Source organism: Arenibaculum pallidiluteum (assembly GCF_017355985.1).
Classification (GTDB): Bacteria; Pseudomonadota; Alphaproteobacteria; order Azospirillales; family Azospirillaceae; genus Arenibaculum; species Arenibaculum pallidiluteum.
The window spans coordinates 43,619-57,432 of the sequence record NZ_JAFIQU010000028.1; the positions used below are offsets into that span (position 1 = coordinate 43,619).

The 13,814-nt window shown below is 71.7% G+C and carries 17 protein-coding genes; 12 read left to right on the forward strand and 5 right to left on the reverse strand.

Annotation, left to right across the window (positions count from 1 at the left end; all coding sequences use genetic code 11):
• The first annotated feature begins 56 nt into the window (after positions 1-56).
• From JUB13_RS30035 to JUB13_RS30045, 3 genes are all read left to right on the forward strand, one after another.
• Positions 57-2,555: a heavy metal translocating P-type ATPase gene (locus JUB13_RS30035; RefSeq protein WP_211115684.1), complete on the forward strand. Its 2,499-nt coding sequence runs from the start codon at positions 57-59 to the stop codon at positions 2,553-2,555.
• Positions 2,552-3,010 (forward strand): Cu(I)-responsive transcriptional regulator, encoded by a 459-nt coding sequence (cueR, locus tag JUB13_RS30040; protein ID WP_207485944.1) that lies wholly within the window; start codon positions 2,552-2,554, stop codon positions 3,008-3,010. The genes JUB13_RS30035 and cueR overlap by 4 nt, the downstream gene beginning before the upstream one ends.
• An 81-nt stretch (positions 3,011-3,091) precedes the next feature.
• Entirely contained in the window at positions 3,092-3,718 is a 627-nt protein-coding gene (locus JUB13_RS30045) for an outer membrane protein (RefSeq protein WP_207485945.1), read from the forward strand.
• 53 nt (positions 3,719-3,771) lie between these two features.
• On the opposite strand, the gene JUB13_RS30050 is transcribed toward JUB13_RS30045, so the two are convergent.
• The 3 genes from JUB13_RS30050 to JUB13_RS30060 form a co-directional block, all read right to left on the reverse strand.
• On the reverse strand, positions 3,772-3,969 hold the full coding sequence (locus JUB13_RS30050; RefSeq protein WP_207485946.1) for a hypothetical protein: 198 nt from the start codon (positions 3,967-3,969) through the stop codon (positions 3,772-3,774).
• A 49-nt stretch (positions 3,970-4,018) separates the two neighbouring features.
• Positions 4,019-4,345, reverse strand: coding sequence for a hypothetical protein (locus JUB13_RS30055; protein WP_207485947.1), 327 nt, complete (start codon positions 4,343-4,345; stop codon positions 4,019-4,021).
• A 198-nt stretch (positions 4,346-4,543) separates the two neighbouring features.
• Positions 4,544-5,347, reverse strand: a complete 804-nt coding sequence (locus JUB13_RS30060) for a TSUP family transporter (protein WP_207485948.1) — start codon at positions 5,345-5,347, stop codon at positions 4,544-4,546.
• A 248-nt stretch (positions 5,348-5,595) separates the two neighbouring features.
• Here JUB13_RS30060 and JUB13_RS31705 point away from each other — a divergent pair, with 248 nt between their 5' ends.
• The 8 genes from JUB13_RS31705 to soxA are packed head-to-tail and all read left to right on the forward strand — an operon-like array spanning position 5,596 to position 11,982.
• Complete coding sequence (locus JUB13_RS31705; RefSeq protein ID WP_207485949.1) at positions 5,596-6,063, forward strand: (2Fe-2S)-binding protein; 468 nt, start codon at positions 5,596-5,598, stop codon at positions 6,061-6,063.
• A gap of 22 nt (positions 6,064-6,085) precedes the next feature.
• A complete protein-coding gene (locus JUB13_RS30070) occupies positions 6,086-8,290 on the forward strand; it encodes a xanthine dehydrogenase family protein molybdopterin-binding subunit (protein WP_207485950.1) in 2,205 nt (734 codons plus the stop codon).
• 10 nt (positions 8,291-8,300) lie between these two features.
• Complete coding sequence (locus tag JUB13_RS30075; RefSeq protein WP_236025336.1) at positions 8,301-8,591, forward strand: c-type cytochrome; 291 nt, start codon at positions 8,301-8,303, stop codon at positions 8,589-8,591.
• On the forward strand, positions 8,588-9,883 hold the full coding sequence (locus JUB13_RS30080; RefSeq protein ID WP_207485951.1) for an NAD(P)/FAD-dependent oxidoreductase: 1,296 nt from the start codon (positions 8,588-8,590) through the stop codon (positions 9,881-9,883). The genes JUB13_RS30075 and JUB13_RS30080 overlap by 4 nt, the downstream gene beginning before the upstream one ends.
• A 7-nt stretch (positions 9,884-9,890) precedes the next feature.
• On the forward strand, positions 9,891-10,358 hold the full coding sequence (gene soxX / locus JUB13_RS30085; protein WP_207485952.1) for a sulfur oxidation c-type cytochrome SoxX: 468 nt from the start codon (positions 9,891-9,893) through the stop codon (positions 10,356-10,358).
• A gap of 12 nt (positions 10,359-10,370) precedes the next feature.
• A complete protein-coding gene (locus tag JUB13_RS30090; RefSeq protein WP_207485953.1) occupies positions 10,371-10,856 on the forward strand; it encodes a SoxY-related AACIE arm protein in 486 nt (161 codons plus the stop codon).
• Between the two features lie 2 nt (positions 10,857-10,858).
• Positions 10,859-11,179: a thiosulfate oxidation carrier complex protein SoxZ gene (soxZ, locus tag JUB13_RS30095; RefSeq protein WP_207485954.1), complete on the forward strand. Its 321-nt coding sequence runs from the start codon at positions 10,859-10,861 to the stop codon at positions 11,177-11,179.
• A gap of 20 nt (positions 11,180-11,199) precedes the next feature.
• Positions 11,200-11,982, forward strand: coding sequence for a sulfur oxidation c-type cytochrome SoxA (gene soxA / locus JUB13_RS30100; protein ID WP_236025337.1), 783 nt, complete (start codon positions 11,200-11,202; stop codon positions 11,980-11,982).
• Positions 11,983-12,128: 146 nt separating this feature from the next.
• On the opposite strand, the gene JUB13_RS30105 is transcribed toward soxA, so the two are convergent.
• Together JUB13_RS30105 and JUB13_RS30110 are read right to left on the reverse strand one after the other, a co-directional pair.
• On the reverse strand, positions 12,129-12,797 hold the full coding sequence (locus JUB13_RS30105; protein ID WP_207485955.1) for a LuxR C-terminal-related transcriptional regulator: 669 nt from the start codon (positions 12,795-12,797) through the stop codon (positions 12,129-12,131).
• Between the two features lie 103 nt (positions 12,798-12,900).
• Entirely contained in the window at positions 12,901-13,431 is a 531-nt protein-coding gene (locus JUB13_RS30110; RefSeq protein WP_207485956.1) for a hypothetical protein, read from the reverse strand.
• A 210-nt stretch (positions 13,432-13,641) separates the two neighbouring features.
• On the opposite strand from JUB13_RS30110, the gene JUB13_RS30115 reads away from it, so the two are divergent.
• Positions 13,642-13,814, forward strand: a 173-nt coding sequence (locus JUB13_RS30115; RefSeq protein WP_207485962.1) for a Rieske 2Fe-2S domain-containing protein, incomplete at its 3' end; no start/stop codon positions are given.

A 13,814-nucleotide genomic window follows, 5' to 3' on the forward strand; every position in this document is an offset into this window, starting at 1 on the left:
TCCCATCTTTGGAAGGTCCATCTGTGATGGCGGCAGGAGAACCACAGGAGCCGACCATGGCCCATGCAGCCCAACGGGCGCCGGAGACCCGGCCCCCCGCCCCGGAGATCGATGCCGCCGCGGAGATCGATCTCGGGATCGGCGGGATGACCTGCGCGTCCTGCGTCGGGCGCGTCGAGCGGGCGATCCGCAAGGTGCCCGGCGTCGCAGACGTCGCCGTGAACCTCGCGACCGAGCGCGCGCATGTCGCCTTCGCGGGGTCCGTCCCGGACACGGCCGCCGTTGTGCAGGCTGTCCAGAAGGCGGGATACGAGCCCGTGCCGGCCGAGCTGGACCTCGAGCTGGAGGGCATGACCTGCGCATCGTGCGTCGGGCGCGTCGAGCGTGCGCTGGCCAGGGTGCCCGGGGTCGCCGCGGCCTCGGTGAACCTCGCGACCGAGCGTGCGCGCGTGACCGGCCATGCCCTGGATCCCGCCGCCCTGGTCGCCGCGGTCGAGAAGGCCGGCTATCATGCCCGCCCCATCACCCCCGATGCGGACGAGGCGGCGGGGGGAGCCGCGGACGCGGCGCATGCGCGCAGCCGCCGCGAGCTCGGCCACGTCCTGATCGCGGCCGCCCTTTCGGCGCCGCTGGTCGTGGGCATGGCCGGCGAGCTCCTGGGGATCGGCGTGATGCCGCCGGGCTGGGTCCAGCTCCTGCTGGCAACGCCCGTGCAGTTCTGGCTCGGCGCGCGCTTCTACCGGGCAGCCTGGAAGGCGGTGCGCGCCCGTGCCGGCAACATGGACCTGCTGGTCGCCATCGGCACCACGGCGGCCTGGGGGCTCAGCACCTACATGCTGGCGACCGCCCATCCCGGCCATGACCCGCATCTCTATTTCGAGGGCTCGGCGGTCCTGATCACCTTCGTGCTCCTGGGCAAGTGGCTGGAGACCCGGGCCAAGGGCCAGACCGCCGCGGCGATCCGCGCGCTGATGGGCCTGCGGCCCGACAGGGCCCGGCTGCGCCGAGGCGGCGCCGAGGTCGAGGTGCCGATCGGGCATGTCCGGCCCGGCGACCTGGTCGTGATCCGCCCGGGCGAGCGCGTTCCCGTGGACGGCCGCATCGTCGAGGGCGGCGGCGGCGTCGACGAGTCCATGCTGACCGGCGAGCCGATCCCCGTGGAGAAGGCCGCCGGCGACCGGGTGACCGGCGGGTCCATCAACCTGGACGGGCTACTGCTGGTCGAGACCACGGCGGTCGGAGCCGAGACGGCGCTCGCCAGGATCGTGCGGCTGGTGGAGGGGGCCCAGGCATCCAAGGCGCCGATCCAGCGCACGGTGGACCGCGTCAGCGCCGTCTTCGTACCGGTCGTTCTGGCGGTCGCCGCCGCGACCTTCGCGGCCTGGTGGGTCCTGGCCGGCGATGCCGAGGCCGCCATCATCGCGGCCGTCTCCGTGCTGGTGATCGCCTGTCCCTGCGCGCTGGGCCTTGCGACGCCGACCGCCGTGATGGTCGGCACCGGCGCCGCGGCGCGCCACGGCATCCTGATCAAGGACGCCGAGGCGCTGGAGCGTGCGCACGCCGTCACCACCGTGGCCTTCGACAAGACCGGGACGCTGACCGAAGGCCGGCCCGAGGTCGTGGACGTCGTTCCGGCCCCCGGCACGGACGCGGCGGAGGTGCTGCGCCTGGCCGCGTCCCTCCAGCAGGGCAGCGAGCATCCGCTGGCCCGGGCCGTCCGGAGCCGCGCGGCGGCAGAGGGCCTCGGGGCGGCGGGGCTGGCCGAATTCAGGGCGCTGGCGGGCCATGGCGTGTCCGGCACGGTGGAGGGCCGCGCGCTCGCGCTGGGCGCGGCGCGGCTGATCGCCGAAGCCGGCCTCGCCGATGCGGACCTGGCGCTGCGAGCGGCCGCGATCGAGGCGGAGGGGCGCACCGTGTCCTGGCTCGCCGAGACGGCGCCGGCCGGGCGTGTCCTGGGCCTCGTCTCGTTCGGGGACCGGGTCAAGCCCGGCGCCGCCGAGGCGGTGCGCACCCTGCATGCCCGCGGAGTCGCGACGGCGCTGGTGACCGGCGACAACCGCGGCGCAGCTGGGATGGTGGCGGCGGCGCTCGGCATCCACCGCGTCTTCGCGGAGGTGCTGCCCGGCGACAAGGCCGGTATCGTCGAGATCCTGCGGGACGACGGCAAGGTCGTCGCCATGGTGGGCGACGGCATCAACGATGCCCCGGCCCTGGCCGCCGCCGATGTCGGCATCGCCATGGCGACGGGGACGGACGTCGCGATGCACACGGCGGGCATCACCCTGATGCGCGGGGATCCCGCGCTGGTGGGCGCCGCCATCGACGTGTCCCGCCGCACCTACGCCAAGATCCGGCAAGGCCTGTTCTGGGCCTTCGCCTACAACGTGGTCGGTATCCCGCTGGCCGCTGCGGGGTATCTGAGCCCGGTACTGGCCGGCGCGGCCATGGCGCTGAGCTCGGTCAGCGTCGTGCTGAACGCGCTGACGCTCCGGGGCTGGCGCCCCGACACGCGTTCCGGCACGCAGGACGTGCGGGGCGAAGGGAGGACGGCATGAACATCGGCCAGGCGTCGAAGGCGAGCGGGGTCAGCGCCAAGCTGATCCGCTACTACGAGGGTATCGGCCTGATCCCCGAGGCGGGGCGGACCGCCTCGGGCTACCGGGTCTACACGCCCCAGGACGTGAACATCCTGCGCTTCGTGAGAAGGGCCAGGACGCTGGGCTTCGGGATCGAGCGCATCAGGCATCTGGTCGGTCTCTGGCGCGACCGGAACCGGGCCAGCGCCGAGGTCAAGCGCATCGCGCTGGAGCATGTCCGTGAGCTGGAGGCCAAGATCGCCGAGCTGCGCGCCATGAGCGACACGCTGCAGGACCTCGCCAACGCCTGCCACGGCGACGACCGGCCTGACTGCCCGATCCTGCGGGACCTTGAAAGCCCCGGTTCCGGCAGCGCCGCAGCTGCGTGTTGCACGGACGCCACCGCGGCTGGCGAACATGCCATCCGTCCGTAACGTCTCGTTGCACCGGGCGCGGCCGCTGCATAGCTTCCCGGCCGGCACATAAACGTGCCGCTCTTGGGATCAAAAACAATCATGAAAAAGACTTTATGTTTCGCCTTTGCGGCCTCCCTGCTGTCGTCCGCCCCGGCTTTCGCCCAAGTCGTGCAGAAGGACGGCTTCTACGGCAGCCTGAGCGCGGGCTATCTCCAGCTCCGCGACCGCGAGGGCACCGCCGAGGGCGTCTCGGGCGAGCTCGAATATGACGCCGGATACGCCATCACCGGCGCCGTCGGCTACAAGTCCGGCCCCTTCCGCGGCGAGCTGGAGCTCGGATACGCCCGCTCGGGCGTGGACACGGTCACGGGCGGCGGCCTCGAGTTAGGCGCCGATGCCGACATCGACATCTTCACCGCGTCGGTCAACGGCTACTACGACATCCAGACGGGCACGGCGTTCACGCCCTATCTCGGCGCCGGCATCGGGCTCGCCCACTCCAGCATCGACGACGTCACGGTGAGCTTCGGCGGCCAGAGCGAGACCTTCGACGGCGACAGCTCGACCGACCTGCTGCTCCAGGCCGAGGCCGGCCTCAGCTACGCCGTGGCCCCCAACGTCTCGGTGGTCCCCGCGTATCGCTTCGTCTGGATCAACAATGGCGGGAACGGTATCGACGACGACACCGCCCACCTCTTCAAGATCGGCGTCCGCGTCGGCTTCTGAGCCGGCTGCGCTCGCGAGGCGGATCTCCCACCTGCAACGGCGGGGGATCCGCGTCACTCCATGACGCCCGCTCGGCCGGCTTGGCCGTCCTCCTCGTCCAGCGCCTTGCGCGCAAGGTCCTGGATGGTATCCAGCCGGATCACCAGCTCGTTCTCGCACAGGGCCGCACGCGCCGCCGCCGCCTCTTGCCCGGCGGCCCGCAACGCCTCGGAAAGGCGGCGGATGCGGCGGTCCCGCGGATCCTCGTCCATCGGGCGTTCCCTCGGCTTTCCCCCGGCCGACACGCTGCCCGGGACCGTGTCAGGGGCCGCGGCGGCGCGGCGGGAAGCGGCTGGAGGTCGAGCGGAGGCCGCCCCGGGACTGCCCGTCCTCGCCCGTTCCGCCAATCTCGGAATCCTGCGCCGCGCGGGCCTCGCGCTCGCGCTTCTTGTTGGCCTCGGCATCCGCGATCTCGCCCTCGAGCTTGCGGATCTGCTCCTTGAGGGCCATCACCATGGGGCCGCCCGGCTTGCGCGCGGAGTACTGCTCCACGTCCCGCTTCAGCATCGCGAGCTGGTTGCGCATGGCCGCGATGCTCTTCTTCGCGTTGCCGGAGGAGATGTAGACCCGTTCCTCGTACTTGCTCACTGGAATCCTCTCGGAGGTTCGTACACTACATGATGCGCTTGCCGGCGAGTTCAAATGCCGGCCGCGCGAAAACCCGTGCCGGGACGGCAGGGGCCGGGGCACAGCCCGGCGCGCAGCGAGCATACGCCCTGAAGCCGCAGGTTCCGATCGTCCGAAGGGCTGTGCCGACCTAGCCATCCCGCCAATGCCCCGGGATGATCAGCCGGCGGAGAGCAGCGCCGCTGCGGCCTGGCGCAGCGGATTGGCGGGATCCGCCAGGAGCCGCACGGCCATCAGGCAGGAGATGACGACCAGCAGCGGCCGGATCAGCCGGGCGCCCAGCCGGATCGCGAGGCGGGAGCCGATCTGGGCGCCCAGCACGGCCCCCGCCGCCATGGTAAGCCCGACGGGCCAGACCACGGCGCCGGTCGCCGCGAACAGGGCGAGGCTCCCCACATTGCTGGCTGCATTCGCGAGCTTGGTATGGGCGGTCGCGCGCACCACGCCGTAGCCCAGCAGGGTCACGAAGCCAACCATGTAGAAGGACCCCGCCCCGGGCCCGAAGATGCCGTCGTAGAAGCCGACCGCCGGCACGACGGTCGCGCCGAAGGCCAGGGCCGGGATCCGGGCATGGGCATCGGCATCGCCCATGCGCCGCGCGGTCGCGAAATAGACCGCGATCCCGATCAGCAGGACCGGCACCATGGCGGCGAGCACCGGCGCGGGCAGCGAGCTCGCCGAAAGGGCCCCCGCGACCGAGGCGAGCGCCGCGACCGCCGCGAAGGGCAGGGCCGAGCGCCAGCCGATCAGCCCCCGCCGGGCGAAGGCCACGGTCGCCGAGAGCGTCCCGGCCGAACCCTGCAACTTGTTGGTCGCGATCGCCGCCACAGGGTCGAGTCCCGCGATCAGCAGCGCCGGAACCGTCAGCAGCCCGCCGCCCCCCGCAATGGCGTCGAAGCATCCGGCCACCGCGGCGACGGCGAAGAGCGCCGCGATGACCTCGAACTCCACGCCCCCCGCCATGCCGTCCCCGCCCCACCGAATCTCGGGCGTGGATGTAGCCCGCCGCGCACGCCTGCGCCAGCACGGTCCTGTGGCACGCATGGAATAGCGGGTTTGCACCCGACCGGTCCGAGCGCTCGACCGAAGGTGGGATTGCCCATCCGGCCTCGACGGGGATAGGGTCTATCATTGAAAAAGTAACAATCAGTCCCACCCCCGATCACAAGGGGGATTGGGACCCCGCTCCCCGTCGAGACAGGAGGCATCCCGTGGTCAGTCTCATAATCAACGGAACCGCCCACGACTTCGACGTGGAGCCCGACACGCCGCTGCTCTGGGCGATCCGCGAGCAAGCAGGCCTGACCGGCACCAAGTACGGCTGCGGCGTCGGGCAGTGCGGAGCCTGCACGGTCCATGTGGACGGCGCCGCCGTGCGGTCCTGCACCCTGCCGGTCAGCGCGGTCGAGCCCGGCCAGAAGATCGTCACCATCGAGGGGCTGTCCCCGGATGGCAGCCACCCCGTGCAGAAGGCGTGGGTGGCGCTCGACGTGCCGCAATGCGGCTACTGCCAGTCCGGCCAGATCATGGCCGCCGTCGCCCTGCTCCAGGACAACCCGCGCCCCAGCGACGAGGACATCAACGCCGGCATGGCGAACATCTGTCGGTGCGGCACCTACAACCGGATCCGGGCCGCCATCCGGCTCGTCGCCGAGGGCGGGGAGACCAGCCGTGGCTGAGCCAGCATCGAGGGAGGACGGGATGGAGATCGCACACGGTCCATCGCGGCGCGGGTTCCTTGCGGGCGCGGCCGCCGCGGCCGGCGGCTTGGCGCTGGGCTTCCACGTGCCGTTCCCGGCATCCGCCGCGGCGCAGACGGCGCCGGGCACGTCGCAGTCAGCCGCCAGCGCCCCCGAGATCAACGCCTGGGTGGTGGTGCGCCCGGACGAGACGGTGGTGGTCCGCATCGGCCGGGTCGAGATGGGCCAGGGCACGCTGACCGGCCTCGCCCAGCTCGTCGCCGAGGAGCTCGACTGCGACTGGGCCAGGGTCACCACCGAATACCCGACGCCTGGCCAGAACGTCGCGCGCAACCGCGTCTGGGGGAATTTCCAGACCGCGGGCAGCCGCGGCATCCGCGACTCCCAGGACTACATGCGCAAGGGCGGCGGCGCCGCGCGCCAGATGCTGATCCAGGCGGCGGCGGACGGATGGGGCGTGCCAGCCGCGGAATGCTCGACCTCGGCCGGCGTGATAACCCACGGCCCGTCCGGCCGCACGACGACCTACGGGAAGGTCGCGGCCGCTGCGGCAACGCTCCAGCCGCCAGCCGAGGTCCAGCTCAAGGACCCCAGGGACTGGAAGATCGCCGGCAAGCCGCTGCCCCGGCTCGACACGGCGGACAAGACCACCGGCAGGCAGGTCTACTCCATGGACGTGAAGCTGCCGGGCATGGTCCACGCGGCGATCCGGGACTGCCCGGTCTTCGGCGGCAAGGTGAAGAGCTTCGATGCCGCCCAGGTTCAGGGCATGCCGGGCGTCCAGCGCGTGGTCGCGGTGGGCGAGACCGGGGTCGCGGTCGTCGCGGACACCTGGTGGCGCGCCAAGAGCGCGCTCGACGCGCTATCCGTCGAGTGGGACGAGGGGCCGAACGCCGGCATCTCCAGCGCCAGCATCGCCGAGATGCTGCGCGAGGGGCTGGACGCGAAGGAGGCCTTCGTCGGCAACCAAGCCGGCGACGTGCGCGCCGCCATCGCCGGGGCCGCGAAGCTGGTGGAGGCCGAGTACGGCTATCCCTACCAGCACCACGCGACCATGGAGCCTATGAACGCCACGGCGCTGTTCACGGGCGACCGGTGCGAGGTCTGGACCTCGACGCAGAACGCCGAGGCCGCGCTCGCGACCACTGCGGACGCCGCCGGGCTACCGATCCCCCAATGCGAGGTCCACCGCACGATCCTGGGCGGCGGCTTCGGCCGGCGCGCCACCAGCCACGACTACGTGCGCCAGGCAGTCCTGATCGCCAGGCAGATGCCTGGCACGCCGGTGAAGCTGATCTGGTCGCGCGAGGAGGACATGCTGCACGGGCGCTACCACCCCGTGACCCAGTGCCGGATGGTGGGCGCGCTGGATGCCCAGGGCAACGTGACCGGCCTGCACATGCGCATCTCGGGCCAGTCGATCCTCGCCGCGGTGAACCCGCAGGCGCTGCAGGGCGGACGCGATCCCGCGACCTTCCAGGGGCTGAACCCCGGCGGAACCGAGGGGGTGCTCGGCTATTCCATCCCCAACCTGCTGATCGACCACGCCATGCGGAACCCGCCGGTGCCGCCGGGCTTCTGGCGCGGGGTGAACAACAACCAGAACGCCCTCTACCTCGAATCCTTCATCGACGAGATGGCCCATGCGGCCGGCCAGGATCCGCTGGAGTTCCGGCGCAGGCTGCTGGTGAACCACCCGAAGCACCTGGCCGTGCTGAACGCCGTCGCCGAGCGCGCGGGCTGGGGCAAGCCGGCTCCGGAGGGCGTCTTCCGCGGCCTGGCGCAGCATATGGGCTATGGCAGCTACGTGGCGGCCTGCGCCGAGGTCTCGGTCAGCGACGAGGGGAAGCTCAGGATCCACCGGATCGTGGCGGCGACGGATTGCGGCCATGCCGTGAACCCGCAGCAGATCGCCGCCCAGATCGAGGGATCCTTCGCCTATGGGCTGTCGGCGCTGCTCCATGGCGAGATCACGCTGAAGGGTGGGCGGGTCGAGCAGGAGAACTTCGACAGCTATCCCGTGATGCTGATGGACGAGATGCCGAAGGTGGAGTCCATCGTGATGCCCTCGGGTGGGTTCTGGGGCGGCGTCGGCGAGCCCACGATCTTCGTGGCTGCCCCGGCGGTGCTGAACGCGATCTTCGCGGCGACCGGCAAGCGGATCCGGAAGGTTCCGCTGACCACGGCCGACCTCCGCAGGGCCTGAGACGGGACGGATGCGGACTGCGATCGCGATGGGCCTCGTGCTGCTCGCGGGGGCGCCGGCCGCCGGCGCTCCCGCGCCCGCCGGGGCGGAGGCCTGTACCGGCTGCCATGCCGTGCGGCCCGGCCAGAACTCGGCGGGCAGCATCCCGTCGCTGGCGGGCCGCAGCGCCGGCGACATCACCTCCGCCATGCTTGCCTTCCGCACGGGAAAGGGTGACCCCACGGTGATGGACCGGATCGCCAAGGGCTTCGACGAAGCCGAGATCCGCGCCATCGCCGACTGGATCGCCGGCCAACGATGAAAGGCAAGACGGGCAGGCCGGTCCCCGGCCGCAGGACCGTTCTGAGGACCCTTGCGCTGGGCGCCGCGGCAGCGGCGCTTGCGCGGCCGGCCCTGGCCCGGGGCGGCCCCGCGGGTCCGGCCCGCGTGGTGGTGGTCGGCGGCGGCTTCGCCGGCACCGCCTGCGCGCGCGCCCTGGCGCGGTCCGGCGTCGCGGTGACGCTGGTCGAGCCTAGCCCCGTCTTCACCGCATGCCCCTTCAGCAATGCGGTGATCGCCGGGCTGCGCGGGATCGAGGGCCAGCGGTTCGGCTACGATGGCGTGCGGCGCGACGGCGTGGCCGTGGCGTACCGTGCCGCCAGCCGCGTCGACGCCGAGAACCGGCGGGTGATCCTGGACGACGGCTCGGCGCTGGAATACGACCGGCTCGTCATGGCGCCCGGCATTGACATGCGCTTCGATGCGCTGCCGGGTTACGACGCCGCGGCGGCGGAGGCCATGCCCCATGCCTGGAAGGCCGGCGAGCAGACGCTGCTGCTGCGCCGAAAGCTCGAGGCGATGGAGGATGGCGGCGTCTTTGTGATGGCGGTCCCTGCCAACCCCTACCGCTGCCCGCCCGGCCCCTACGAGCGTGCGAGCCTGATCGCGCACTACCTGAAGACCCGCAAGCCGCGCTCGAAGCTGCTGGTTCTCGACGCCAAGGACGCCTTCTCGAAGCAGAGGCTGTTCCAGGCCGCCTGGCAGGCCCTCTATCCCGGGCTGATCGAATGGATCCCGCTCTCCGAGGGCGGCAAGGTGACCGAGGTGGACCCGGGCACCGGCACGCTGGTCACCGAGTTCGGCGAGCACCGTGCCGACGTTGCCAACGTGATCCCGCCGCAGCGCGCGGGGTCCATCGCCATTGCGGCGGGCGTCGCCGACCGCACCGGCTGGTGCCCCATCGATCCCGTGACGTTCGAATCGCGCCTGCAGCCGAACATCCATGTGATCGGCGACGCGGCGATCGCCGGCGGCATGCCGAAGTCGGCCTTCGCCGCCAACGCCCAGGCGAAGGCCTGCGCCGCCGCCGTGGAGACGCTGCTGCGCGGCGAGGCGCCGGCCCCGCCGAAGCTGATCAACACGTGCTACAGCCTGGTGGCGCCGGACTACGGGATCTCGGTTGCCGGGGTCTATGCCCCGGCCAAGGGGCTGCTGGCCGACGTGGAAGGGGCGGGCGGTGTCAGCCCTGCCGAGGCGCCGGCGTCCTTCCGCACCCGCGAGGCCGCCCATGCCCAGGCCTGGTTCGACACCGTCACCGCCGAGACCTTCGGCTGAGGGCGCCATGACGGGCGCCGCCGCAGGGCTGGTCCTCGCTCTGGCGCTGTCCGCCATGCCGGCCCAGGTGCGGGCGGCTGGGCCTGCCCCGGCGGGCGAGCCGGCCTATGCCGTCGTCGGGGACGAGATCCCGGCGCCGCTGACCGGCCAGCCGGGCGACGCGGCGCGTGGCCGGGCCATTGCCGCCAGCCGGCAGAAGGGATTGTGCCTGCTGTGCCATTCCGGCCCCTTTCCGGAGGAGCGCTTCCAGGGCAACCTGGCCCCGGACCTTGCCGGAGTCGGCGCACGGCTTTCCGAAGGCCGGCTGCGCCTGAGGCTGGTGGACGGGCGCCGCCTCGATCCCGACACCATCATGCCCTCCTACTACCGCACGGACGGGCTGAACCGCGTCGGCGCCGCCTGGCGCGACAGGACCCTGCTGACCGCCCAGGAGATCGAGGATCTGGTCGCCTTCCTGGCGACGCTGCGCAACTGAGGGGACCAAGGGTTGGCGAAAGCACGGGTAAGGACGACGGAGAAGGCGGGGGCGACGCGGCGTCAGGTCCTGCGCGCCGGGATCGCGGCCGCGGCCGTCCCGCTGCTCCTGGTCCGGCCGGCGCGCGCCACGCCCAGGGAGATGGAGGCGGCGATCCGCGCCTTCACCGGCGGGGCCGAGATGCGCCCGGGCAAGGTCGCGCTCGACCTGCCGCCGCTGGTGGAGAACGGCAACTCCGTCCCCGTCACGGTCACGGTGGACCATCCCATGGCGCCCGAGGACCACGTGCAGGCGATCGCGCTGTTCAACGAGCGCAATCCCCAGCCCAACGTTGCGGTGTTCCACCTGACGCCGCGGGCCGGCCGCGCGGCGGTGTCGACGCGCATCCGGCTCGGCGATTCCCAGAAGATTGTGGCCATCGCCCGGCTCGCCGACGGCAGCTACTGGTCCGACGAGGCCGAGGTGATCGTCACGCTTCCCGCCTGCGTGGAGAACTGAGCATGGCCAGGACCCTGATCAACATTCCCAAGCAGACCCGGCGCGGGGAGGTCATCGAGATCAAGACGCTGATCGCGCACCCCATGGAAACCGGCTTCCGCCCTCTGGCCAACGGGTCGCTGGCGCCGCGCGACATCATCAACCGCCTGGTCTGCACCTACAACGGCGAGGAGGTCTTCCGCGCCGACCTCTTCCCCGCGATCACCGCGAACCCCTACGTCGCCTTCACCACCGTCGCCACCGAGAGCGGCGAGATCGCGCTGAGCTGGACCGACGACCGCGGCCAGACGCAGACCGAGACGGTCGCGATCAAGGTCGAATGACGCCCCGGCAGCCCGGCCGGATGACAGCGCGCGCGGCCCTGGCGGGCCTCGCCGCGGCGCTGCCGGCCGTGGCCTGCCTCGCGCAGCAGGACGGCCGGCAGGACGGGCGGCTGTCGGGATCCGCCTTCATGAGCGCCGAGACCCGGGAGATGCAGGCGGACGACGCGGCCAATCCCGGCATGCTCTCGGTCCTGGACGGCGAGGCGCTGTGGAGCCGAAAGGAGGGGGCCGCGGGCCGCGCCTGCGCCGACTGCCACAGCGATGCGGCGACCTCGATGCGGGGAGTGGCGGCGCGCTTCCCGGCCTTCGACGCGGCGCGGAACGCGCCCGTCAATCTCGACCAGCGCATCAACATCTGCCGTGCCGAGAAGCAGGGCGCGGCACCCTTCGCCTGGGAAAGCCCGGAGATCCTGGCGCTCTCGGCCTATGTCGGGCTCCAGTCGCGCGGCCTGCCCATCACGGCCGGCGAGGATCCGCGGCTGGCGCCCTTCATCGAGCGCGGGCGCGGCTTCTACAGCCTGCGCCAGGGCCAGCTCGACCTCGCCTGCGCGAGCTGTCACGACGACAACTGGGGCCGGTTGCTGGGCAGCAGCCCCATCCCCCAGGCGCACCCGACGGGCTATCCCATCTACCGGCTGGAATGGCAGGGCATGGGCTCGCTCCAGCGCCGGCTGCGCAACTGCCTCGCCGGCGTGCGGGCAGAGCCTTTCGCCTACGGCGCGCCGGAATACGTGGAGCTGGAGCTGTTCCTGATGACGCGGGCGCACGGGATGGTCATGGAGACGCCTGCCGTCCGCCCCTGAGTGGTCCGCGCTTGAGTGGTCCGCGCCTGAGTGGTCCGCCCCTAAGAGGCCGGGGCCGGCGGCGCACGGAAATCGGCCCGGCCCCCATGGGGACCGGGCCGTTCCGACACGCCGGCCGCCGGTCGTGGGCTTCCCCGCGACGGGGCTCAGGCCGAGGCGAGGGCCGCGTTATCCTCTGCAAAGCCGTTGTTCAGCGCCCAGATGGCGGCCTGGGTGCGGTTGGACGCGCTGATCTTGCGCAGCAGGCTCTTGAGGTGGACCTTCACGGTCGCCTCGGTGATGCCCAGCCGGTTGGCGATCATCTTGTTGCTGTCGCCGTTCACGAGGCAGCGCAGGATCTCGGCCTCGCGGGGCGAGAGGCCCTTGCGCGAGGCCGGCACCGCCAGCTCGCCGCCCTGCACCCGGCCGCTGACCAGCAGCGCCGCGAGATGGGTCGGGAACACCTTCTCGCCCATCATCACCAAGCGCAGCGACTGCTGCAGCGCGTCCGGCGAGATGTCCTTGACGAGGCAGCCGTCGACGCCGGCCTGGATGGCCGAGACCATGGCCTGCGGGTCCACGGTGGCCGTCAGGACGACGACCCGCGCCCCCGGGAACAGCAGGCGCAGCTCGGACACGGTCTCCTGCGCCGTCGATCCCGCGGCGGGATCGCAGAGCACGAGCTGGACGTCCTTTCCGGATTCGGCCAGCGGCGCCGCCTCGTCGAGACGGGCGCCCTCGCCGACGATTTCCAGGTCGCCCCCCCGGAGAAGGGCCTTCAGGCCCTCGCGAAAGAGCTTGTTCGGGTCGATCAGCACGATGGAAGTGGTCTGCATGGAAACTCCACATGTCCGGGGTCGGCAACGGTCCTACCCCGAACGTTCGGATTGGCCCTTTGGTTCCCTCAGCCGCCGAGTGGAAGGCTGAAAGGTGGCGCAATCATGTCCGGCCTGCCGCGGACGGGCCGTCCGTACCGCCAGGGGGCACCTCGTCGCCCACGCCGATACCTGCGAAATCGAGTTGCACCGCGACGAGGTCCGCCTGCCGCGCGGTGGGCTCCTCGAGGGTCATCAGGAAGGGTCCGAAATCGGCCTCGCGGGTCCGTGCGATCAGCACGACCCCCGCCGGCAACACGATCACCTGCCAAAGCGCCGTCTCTGGTTCGGTGCTGGCGGTGACCGGGCCTATCCCGCTCGCCGCGAGCGCCGTCATGCGCAGGAAGGTGACCAGCCCCGCGGCATCCCGCATGGCCGCGCGGTAGGCCGGGTGCCCGGACACCACCACCGGTCCCATGGCCGGCGGCAGGCCGAGGGTTGCCGCGATCCTGGGACCGAAGACGGTGTCGAGCAGGCGTCCCTCGACCACCACCGCCGGCGCCCCGAAGGCCCGCATCAGCGAGCGGCAGCAGGCAAGCACGGGGTCCCAGAGGGGCGGCGGGTTCCTGACCAGGACGGGGTGAAGGCTCGACATCACCTCCAGATGGGCCCCCGGGCGACCGAAGTCGAGTCACAGCAAACAGGGCGTCGCGGCGGCAGATTGCATGCAGTATCCGCGTCAAAACGGCAGTCAGCAGCGACAAACCGCGCACTCCGCACCACCCAGAAACCGCTATTGCATGCAATGAGCTGACGCAGTATCTGTTGGCCACGCCGATGATCGCGCCAACGAAGGGAGGACCCGATGAGTGAATCCAAGCCATTCCCCGTGAACGCGTGGTATGCGGCGGCCTGGAACTACGAGATCAAGCGCGAGCTGACGGCGCGTCGGATCTGCGGCAAGGACGTGGTCCTGTACCGCCGCAGCGACGGGCAGGTGGCGGCGCTCGAGGATGCCTGCTGGCACCGGCTGCTGCC

What these genes read in the sequence shown, in the direction of transcription:
- soxZ (WP_207485954.1), top strand. Translation starts at nt 10,859, where the DNA reads ATGGCCAGGACCCTGATCAACATTCCCAAGCAGACCCGGCGCGGGGAG.
- JUB13_RS30080 (WP_207485951.1), top strand. Translation starts at nt 8,588, where the DNA reads ATGAAAGGCAAGACGGGCAGGCCGGTCCCCGGCCGCAGGACCGTTCTG.
- JUB13_RS30050 (WP_207485946.1), bottom strand. Translation starts at nt 3,969, where the DNA reads ATGGACGAGGATCCGCGGGACCGCCGCATCCGCCGCCTTTCCGAGGCG.
- JUB13_RS30070 (WP_207485950.1), top strand. Translation starts at nt 6,086, where the DNA reads ATGGAGATCGCACACGGTCCATCGCGGCGCGGGTTCCTTGCGGGCGCG.
- soxX (WP_207485952.1), top strand. Translation starts at nt 9,891, where the DNA reads ATGACGGGCGCCGCCGCAGGGCTGGTCCTCGCTCTGGCGCTGTCCGCC.
- soxA (WP_236025337.1), top strand. Translation starts at nt 11,200, where the DNA reads ATGACAGCGCGCGCGGCCCTGGCGGGCCTCGCCGCGGCGCTGCCGGCC.
- JUB13_RS30075 (WP_236025336.1), top strand. Translation starts at nt 8,301, where the DNA reads ATGCGGACTGCGATCGCGATGGGCCTCGTGCTGCTCGCGGGGGCGCCG.
- JUB13_RS30035 (WP_211115684.1), top strand. Translation starts at nt 57, where the DNA reads ATGGCCCATGCAGCCCAACGGGCGCCGGAGACCCGGCCCCCCGCCCCG.
- JUB13_RS30110 (WP_207485956.1), bottom strand. Translation starts at nt 13,431, where the DNA reads ATGTCGAGCCTTCACCCCGTCCTGGTCAGGAACCCGCCGCCCCTCTGG.
- JUB13_RS30105 (WP_207485955.1), bottom strand. Translation starts at nt 12,797, where the DNA reads ATGCAGACCACTTCCATCGTGCTGATCGACCCGAACAAGCTCTTTCGC.
- JUB13_RS30060 (WP_207485948.1), bottom strand. Translation starts at nt 5,347, where the DNA reads ATGGCGGGGGGCGTGGAGTTCGAGGTCATCGCGGCGCTCTTCGCCGTC.
- cueR (WP_207485944.1), top strand. Translation starts at nt 2,552, where the DNA reads ATGAACATCGGCCAGGCGTCGAAGGCGAGCGGGGTCAGCGCCAAGCTG.
- JUB13_RS30045 (WP_207485945.1), top strand. Translation starts at nt 3,092, where the DNA reads ATGAAAAAGACTTTATGTTTCGCCTTTGCGGCCTCCCTGCTGTCGTCC.